The sequence below is a fragment of the Dactylosporangium sp. NPDC050688 genome (genome assembly GCF_040654515.1).
Classification (GTDB): domain Bacteria; phylum Actinomycetota; class Actinomycetes; order Mycobacteriales; family Micromonosporaceae; genus Dactylosporangium.
Genome location: NZ_JBFAIC010000093.1, coordinates 25,859 through 33,420 on the forward strand (window position 1 = coordinate 25,859; position 7,562 = coordinate 33,420).

Here is a 7,562-nt window from a genome sequence, read left to right on the forward strand (position 1 = left end):
TGGGTCGCACCGGCCGTTCGCTTTCCCGCCCACAGCGGGCCGGGGCGCGGCGGACGGCAGCCTGCCGCGGCAGCGTGTCGTCACTGACAGTGAATGAGGTTGTGGTGGAAGCAGAGTCTCCGGTGCACCCCGCAGCCGCCGCCCCTGCGCAGCCGCCGCAGCCTTCTGCCGCCGAGCCGGCCCTCGAACTGGCCGCGGACGGCCGCTACCTGGTGACCGGCGGGCTCGGGTTCCTCGGCCGCCACCTCGTGCGGCGGCTGCTGGCGCTCGGCGGCGAGGTGACCGTCTTCGACAACGACAACAACCGGACCTCGGCACGGACCGCTTGGCTGCGCGCGGCGGAGCCGGCCGCGACCGGGCGGCTGCGGACCGTGGCCGGCGACATCCGCCGCCCCGAGGACGTCCAGCGGGCGCTGGCCGGCGGCTCGTTCCGTTCGGTGTTCCACCTGGCGGCGTACTCCGTGATCGAGCGGGCGGCGCACGACCCGGCCGGTGCGATCGCCACCAACGCCCTCGGCACGGTCAACCTGCTGGAGGCGCTGCGCCGGGCGCCGGCCACCCTGCCGGACTCGGTCGTCATCGCGTCCACGGACAAGGTGTACGGCGAGATGGAGGGCACCCGCTACACGGAGCAGAGTGCGCTGCGCGGCGTCGGCATCTACGACGCGGCGAAGCTGGCCGGGGACGTCATGGGCCAGGCGTTCCACCAGTCCTTCCAGGTCCCGACCGTCGTGCTGCGGCTGTGCAACGTGTTCGGCCCGGACGACCCGAACTGGCGCTACCGGCTGATCCCGCGGGCGCTGTCGTTCGTGTTCGACCCCGCCGGCGCGGCCGCGCCGGAGCTGTACTTCGAGTCCATCGACCACTGGCGCGACTACATCTACGTCGACGACGTGGTGACGGCGCTGCTGCTGGCCGCCGTGCGCCCGGCCTGCCGGGGCGAGGTGTTCAACATCGCCGGCTGCGTCAACCTGAGCACACCGGAGGTGCTGCGCCGGGTGGTCGAGGCCGCCGCCTGCCACGAGGGTGGTCTCGACCCGGCGCGGGCCGCGAAGATCATGGACAACGGGTTCAGGGTCGTGGTGCGCGGGCAGAAGCCTGGCGTGACGACGATCAGCCGGCAGCATCTCGACGGCACGAAGTTCGGCCGGTGCACCGCCTTCCGGCCGCGCGTCGGCTTCGACGAAGGGCTCGAGCGGACCGCCCGGGCGGCCCGCGCCTGGCACCTCGGCCCCGCGGCCCGGCCGGAGCTCGCCGGGACGGCGCGATGAACGCCCCGCAGCCCCCGCAGCCTGGTGCCGCCGAGACGCGCGGTACCCCCGGCGTGGCCGGTCCGGCGGCGTTCTGGGCCGGCCGGCGGGTGCTGGTCACCGGCGGCTGCGGGTTCGGCGGCGGGCACCTGGTGGTCCGGCTGGTCGCGCTCGGCGCCGAGGTCGGTGTGCTCGACCGCGACCCGGACCAGCCCGGGGTGCTGGCGGCGGCGCCGGAGCGGACGGCCGTCGAGGTGCGCCGCGGCGACGTCCGCGACGAGGCGGCCGTCGGGGAGGCGCTGCGCCGGTGGCGGCCGCAGGCGGTGTTCCACCTGGCCGCCCAGCCGCTGGTGCCCGAGAGCGTCCGCGCGCCGGCCGAGACGCTCGCGGTGAACGCGGGGGGCACCTACACCATGCTGGAGGCGGTCCGCCGGGCCGGGCACGTGGAGGCGTTCGTCCTGGCCTCCACCGGCGGCTACTACGGTGAGCACCACGACGACCGGCCGCTGCGCGAGGACGACCCGGCGCGGGCCGGCGCGAACCTCTACGGCGCCTCCAAGATCGCCGCCGACGTGGCGGTGCAGGCGTACGCCCGCACGTTCGGCCTGCCCGCCTCGGTGTGCCGGTTCATGAACACCTACGGGCCCGGCGACCGGCAGACCTCCCGCCTCGTGCCGCACGCGCTCCGGCAGCTGCGCGACGGCGGCCCGTACGACTTCGGCGCCCGCGACGACGGCACGACCCGGCTGGACTTCCTCTACGTCGGCGACATGGTCGCGGGCTACCTGCGCGTCGCCGAACGGCTCGCCACGCACCCCGGCAGCTGCTACAACTTCGGCTCCGGGCGGCCGGCCGCCATCCGTGACGTGGCGCGGATGGTCAGCGAGGCGTACGACGGGGTGGCCCGGGAGCCGATCTTCCGGGGTCCCCGGCGGGACCGGCCGATCGTCAAGTGCCTGGACGTCAGCCGGGCCCGGGCCGAGCTCGGCTGGGCGCCGGTGGTGCCCCTCGCCGAAGGGCTCGGCCGCACCGTCCGGTACGCCGCCGGGGTGCCCACCGGATGAGCGGCCTGCTGGAGCGGCTGCTGCGCGACCCCGCGTACCGCTGCGAGACCTTCCCGGTGACCCGGGACCGGACCTTCCTCGCCCACGCCGCCGTCGCCCCGCTGCCCCAGCCGGTGGCCGACGCGATCACCGGCTACCTGCGGCGGGCCGCCCGGGAGGGCCAGTTCGACCTGCTCTGCCCGGGCCTGGCCGACGACACCCGCCGGCTCGCCGCCGGCCTGCTCCGCGTCGACGCCGGCGAGATCGCGCTGAGCCCGTCCACCTCGGCCTCGCTGAGCACCGTCGCCGGGGCGCTGCGCTGGCAGCGCGGCGATCGCGTCCTCGTGCTCGCCGACGAGTTCCCGAGCCTGCTGCTGCCCTGGACCAACCTGCGCGAGCAGGGCGTCGAGGTGGACACCCTGCCGTACCGCGACGCGCCGCTGGGCACCGACGAGGTGCTCGCCGCCGTGGACGGCCGGACCCGGCTGGTGGTCCTGTCCACCGCCCACTTCGTGACCGGCCGCCCGGTCGCCGACCTGGCCGGTCTCGGCCGGGCACTGCGCGGGCGGTCGGTGCTGCTCGCCGTCGACGCGATCCAGACCCTCGGCGCGTTCCCGCTCGACGCCCGCGACGTCGACTTCCTCGCCGCCGACGGGCACAAGTGGCTGCTGGCCCCGACCGGGATGGGCGTGCTCTACGTCCGCCGGGCGCTGCTGGGCCGGCTGCGGGTGCCGGCGGTCGGCTGGCACAGCCTGAGCGACCCCAAGCGGTACGCGGCCGGCGAGCCGCTCGCTGAGGACGCCCGGCGGTTCGAGCCCGGCTCCCTCAACGTGCTGGGCCTGCTCGGGCTCAGGGCCGCGCTGACCCTGCTCGCCGACGTCGGCGTCGCGGCGGTCACCGACCGGCTGCGCGCTCTGCGCCGGACCCTGGTCGCCGGCCTGACCGGCCGCGGGCACCACGTGCCCGGGGCCGGCGAGCCGGAGTGGAGCGGCATCACCGCGTTCCGCCCCACCGGCGTCGACGCCCACGTCCTGGCCGAGCGCCTGCTGGCCGGCGGGGTGGTCACGTCGGTGCGCCGGATGCCCGGCTCGGGCGTCGCACACGTCCGGCTGGCGCCGCACTACTACACCACGGACGACGACCTGGAGCGGCTGTGGGCGACGCTGTGAACGCCGTTGTGAACCCCGCCGCGCCGCACGCTTTCGACGGCCTCGCCGACCGGTACACGGCTCTCATGGCGACGCCGTGGCAGCGGCTGCGGCACCGGCTGATCACCGCCAACCTCGACCGGCACCTGACCGCGGCCCACCGCAGCTGGCTGGACGTGGGTGCCGGGGACGGCCTGCTCGCCGCCGACCTGGCCGCCCAGGGCCGCCGGGTCACCCTGCTCGAGCCCGCCGCCGACCTGCGCGCCGCGGCGCGGCAGCGGCTGACCGCGGCGGGGCTGATCGAGCGCTGCGACATCGTCGCGGGCACCGTCGACGACGTTCCCCGGCTGGTGGCCCGGCGCGCGCCGCTGGGGCTCAGCCTGCACAACGTCCTGGAGTACGTGCCGGACGCGGTCGGCGCCCTGGCCGCCTGCCTGCGCCCGCTGCCGTCCGGCTGCCTGGTCTCGGTGGTGGTCGGCAACCCGTACGGGCAGCTGCTGGCCGCCGCCGCGCGCGGCGCGGACCCCGCCGACCTGCTCGACCAGCTGCGTTCCGGCACGCTGACGGTGGGCCTCGACGGGCACCGCTTCACCCGCCCGGCGCTGCCCCTCGAGGAGCTCGCCGGGCTGATGCGGGCCGCCGGGCTGCGTGTGCTCGGCAGCTACGGGGTGCGGGTCCTCAACGACGTGCTCGCCGCAGCCCCGTCCGGGTCTGGCGCCGATCCGGACGCCGTGTTCGCGCTGGATCTCGCCGCCGGCCAGGATCCGGTGCTGTCCAGGACGGGGCGGTACCTCCAGCTGGTGGGGCAGCGACCGTGAGCGACGTCGCCGGCGGCTCGGGCGCCGGCCTGCCCCCTGCCCTGGACCGGGCCGCGCCGCGCCCGAGGAACCAGCCGCGCCGCACGCCGGGCGCTCGCGGCCCGGCACCGGACGCAACGCACCTGGTCCCCGCCGGCCGGCCGGGGCCCGATCCCGATCCCGATTCCGCGGCCATGCCGCTGCGCTGCACCGTGCTCGGCCCGGTCGGCATCACCGTGGGGGGCCGCAGTGTCGAGATCAACCGGCCGCGCTGGTTGACAGTGCTCGCGTACCTGCTGCTCAACGCCAACCAGGTGGTGACCATGGAGCGGCTGATCGACGCGACCTGGGGTCCCGCACCACCGGCCACGGCCCGGGCGCAGATCCAGTCCGACATCCACGCGCTGCGCAGGGCCGTCCGGGCCGCCTGCCCGACGGTGGAGCCGATCACCACCCTTCCGGGCGGGTACCGGTTGGACGTGCGCCCCGAAGAGCTGGATCTGAGCCTCTTCACCGACCGGGTGGCGCTGGCGCGGGCCGAGGCCGGCCGCGGGCGGCAGGCGGCCGCCGCCGACCTGATGCGCGAGGCACTGGCGCTGTGGCGCGGTCCGGCGCTGTCCGGGGCCGGCGGCGACGTGCTGGAGCCGGCCCGCGTCCGGCTGGAGGAACTGCGGGTCGACGAGTACGAATGGCTGGTTGACCTGGAGCTGGCGCTGGGGCGGCACCACCGGCTGATCGCCGAGCTGACCGAGCACGTCACCAGGCATCCGCTGCGTGAGCGGCCGCGCGTGCAACTGATGCTCGCGCTGTACCGCAGCGGCCGGCAGCCGGACGCCCTGCGGGTCGCGCGCGAGGGTCGCCGGCTGCTCGCCGAGGAGCACGGGCTGGATCCCGGGCCCGCCCTGACCGAGATGGAGACGGCGATCCTGCGTCAGGACCCGGCGCTCAGCCTGGCGCACGAGGCCCCGGGTGAGGCGGCCGCCCCGGCGGACGACGGGTCCGCCGGCCCGCGGATGCCACACGGACCGGCCCAGCTGCCGCCGGCCCCGGTCCCGTTCGCCGGCCGTGCCGGCGAGGTCGCGCTCCTGGTCGACGGCCTGTCCGGCACGACGCGCCTGGACGGCTGCCCCGCGCCACCGGTGCTGCTGCTGCACGGCATGCCAGGCGTGGGCAAGACCGCCCTGGCGGTGCACGTCGCGTACGCCGCCGCGGCCGGACATCCGGACGGGCATCTCTACCTCGACCTGCGCGGCAGCGCCCCGCAGCCGTGCCGGCCGGAGCACGCGGTGGCCCAGGCCCTGCGCGGGCTCGGCGTGGATCCCAGGGACATCCCGGCCACGCTGGCCGAGCGGGCCGCGCTGTTCCGCAGCCTGCTCGCCCGCCGGCGACTGCTCGTCGTGCTGGACGACGCGGGCTCGGTCGACCAGGTGCAGCCGCTCGTCCCGGCCGCGCCCGGCTGTGGTGTCGTCGTCACCAGCAGGCACCTGCTGGACCTGCCCGGCGCGCTGCGCCACCGGGTCGACCCGTTGCCGCCGGCGGCGGCGCTGGAGGTGCTGGCCGCGCACCTGGACGCCGGCCAGGCGGCGGCGGAGCCGGACGCTGCCCGGGCCGTCGTCCGGGCGTGCGGCGGGCACCCGCTCGCGCTGCGGGTCGCGGCGGCCCGGGTCCGGTCCGGGACCTGGCTCGCCGACCTGGCGGACCTGCTCGGCTGCCCCCGGCACCTGCTGGACGAGCTCGCCGTCGGTGGGGTCTCGGTCCGGGAGGGCCTCGCGGCGGCGTACGCGTCGCTGAGCCCGGCCGCGGCCCAGGTGCTGGACACGGTGGCCGGGCTGCCGACGCCGACGGCGCCGGACTGGGTGCCGGTGACCTGCTCCGGCCTGGCCCCCCGCGAGGCGGTCCGGGCGCTGGACGAGCTGGTCCGCTGCCACCTGCTCACGGTCGTGCCGCAGGCGACGCCGGGGCCGAACCGCTACCGGGTGCACCGGCTGGTCGCCGCGCTGGTGCTCGGCGCCGACGGCGGCGGTGCGCCGGCGGACGCGGTGACCCGCGCCGCGCACACCTGGGGGGTGCTGGCCGCCGAGGCGCTGCGGCGGATCGACGCGCCGCCGGCCCGCGGCGACGGGCCGCCCGTGGACCTGCTCGACCGGACCCTCGCCGACCCGGGCAGGTGGCTGATCGAGGAGCGGGCGAACCTCGCGGCGGTGCTGGCCCTCGCCCGGGACCGCGACTGGCCCGAGCTGTCCGTGCGGGTGGCCGCAGCCCTGGCCGGGGACGACGACCGAGGCCGCGCCGACCCGCCCCTGCCGGCCGCCGGGCGGCGTTAGCACGGGCGTCCGGGGACGGGCACCGAGCAGCGCACGCACCGTTGCATCGTTCGGTGGCAGGGTCCGCGGGGCGGTGGCAGCATCGACGGCCATCGTCGGTGGGCAGGGGCCGGCGGTCACATACTCCTGACATGACGAAGCTGGCGGCGGGTGTGGTGGTGGTGGCACTGGCCGTGCTGGCGGCCGGATGTGCAAGCGCCGACCAGGTCGGCGGGAAGCCGGCCGGGGCGGCGGTCGCCGGTTTCCCGGAGGAGGCGGCCGCCGCGGTGCTCGCCGCGTTCGACCAGGCCGACTCGGCGGCGTCGAGTGCCGCGGACCCGGTGGGGCTCAAGGCGCAGGAGGTGCCGCCCTCGCTGGACGCCAGCCTCGCCGCGGCCAACCGGGCCAAGCACGCCAAACGGACGCCGCCGTCGTTCCGGCACACCCAGCCCGGGTTCGCCATCCCGGAGGGGGACCCGGCCTGCTTCCTGGTGGTGGCCTCGCTGCAGGTGAGCGGGGCCGAGCTGGCGCTCGCGGACGTGACGCAGTTCCTCCGGCAGGACGGCGGCGGCTGGAAGGCCAGCCACAACGTGAGCGTCAACCAGGCGTCCGCCGCGCAGGCCAGGACCCTGGCGCGGCAGCCCGTGCTGGCCACCGGGGCGGCGCTCGACGAGCCGCGCCGGGACGGCCTGGCCGCGGAGGTGTTCCGCCGCACCACCGGCGCGGGCGCCGCCGACCTGTCGGTGCTGGCCGGCAGCAACCTTGCCCTTGCCGAAAATCTCATCCGCAGAGGTCAGGCGGCATGTCGGTATTTGTGGAGGATGCCGCCGAGGCGATCGTGTCTTCGTATGTCGAGGCGGGTGATCTGTTCTGGGTCGGTGATCGGTGTGGGTAGCGAGCGGAGCGGGCGTGCGTTCGCGATGCCGTGGTGTGGGCGGTGCCGGTTGTAGAACTGTTCGTACTCGCGCAGGGCGTGGAGCAGGTGGCGCTGGTTCCAGATCAGGGTCCGGTCCAGTAGTTC

General features: G+C 76.5%; 6 protein-coding genes. All 6 read left to right on the plus strand.

Annotated features, from left to right (window positions below):
- Positions 1-104: 104 nt before the first annotated feature.
- On the plus strand, positions 105-1,271 hold the full coding sequence (locus tag AB0H83_RS46765) for an NAD-dependent epimerase/dehydratase family protein (protein WP_360108710.1): 1,167 nt from the start codon (positions 105-107) through the stop codon (positions 1,269-1,271).
- Complete coding sequence (locus tag AB0H83_RS46770; protein WP_360108713.1) at positions 1,268-2,314, plus strand: NAD-dependent epimerase/dehydratase family protein; 1,047 nt, start codon at positions 1,268-1,270, stop codon at positions 2,312-2,314. Before AB0H83_RS46765 ends, AB0H83_RS46770 begins: the two co-directional genes overlap by 4 nt.
- Positions 2,311-3,462: an aminotransferase class V-fold PLP-dependent enzyme gene (locus AB0H83_RS46775; protein ID WP_360108716.1), complete on the plus strand. Its 1,152-nt coding sequence runs from the start codon at positions 2,311-2,313 to the stop codon at positions 3,460-3,462. Before AB0H83_RS46770 ends, AB0H83_RS46775 begins: the two co-directional genes overlap by 4 nt.
- Positions 3,447-4,259 carry a methyltransferase domain-containing protein gene (locus AB0H83_RS46780; protein ID WP_360108719.1) on the plus strand — a complete coding sequence of 271 codons (813 nt, stop codon included), beginning with the start codon at positions 3,447-3,449 and terminating at the stop codon, positions 4,257-4,259. The genes AB0H83_RS46775 and AB0H83_RS46780 overlap by 16 nt, the downstream gene beginning before the upstream one ends.
- The gene (locus tag AB0H83_RS46785) at positions 4,256-6,562 is read left to right on the plus strand and encodes a BTAD domain-containing putative transcriptional regulator (RefSeq protein WP_360108722.1); all 2,307 of its coding nucleotides are present in this window, start codon (positions 4,256-4,258) and stop codon (positions 6,560-6,562) included. Before AB0H83_RS46780 ends, AB0H83_RS46785 begins: the two co-directional genes overlap by 4 nt.
- Positions 6,563-6,693: 131 nt before the next feature.
- A complete protein-coding gene (locus AB0H83_RS46790; RefSeq protein ID WP_360108725.1) occupies positions 6,694-7,491 on the plus strand; it encodes a hypothetical protein in 798 nt (265 codons plus the stop codon).
- Positions 7,492-7,562 lie beyond the last annotated feature (71 nt).

Bases quoted from the DNA above. Each gene is read 5' to 3' on its own strand.
- AB0H83_RS46770 (WP_360108713.1), top strand. From the start codon at position 1,268: ATGAACGCCCCGCAGCCCCCGCAGCCTGGTGCCGCCGAGACGCGCGGT.
- AB0H83_RS46775 (WP_360108716.1), top strand. From the start codon at position 2,311: ATGAGCGGCCTGCTGGAGCGGCTGCTGCGCGACCCCGCGTACCGCTGC.
- AB0H83_RS46790 (WP_360108725.1), top strand. From the start codon at position 6,694: ATGACGAAGCTGGCGGCGGGTGTGGTGGTGGTGGCACTGGCCGTGCTG.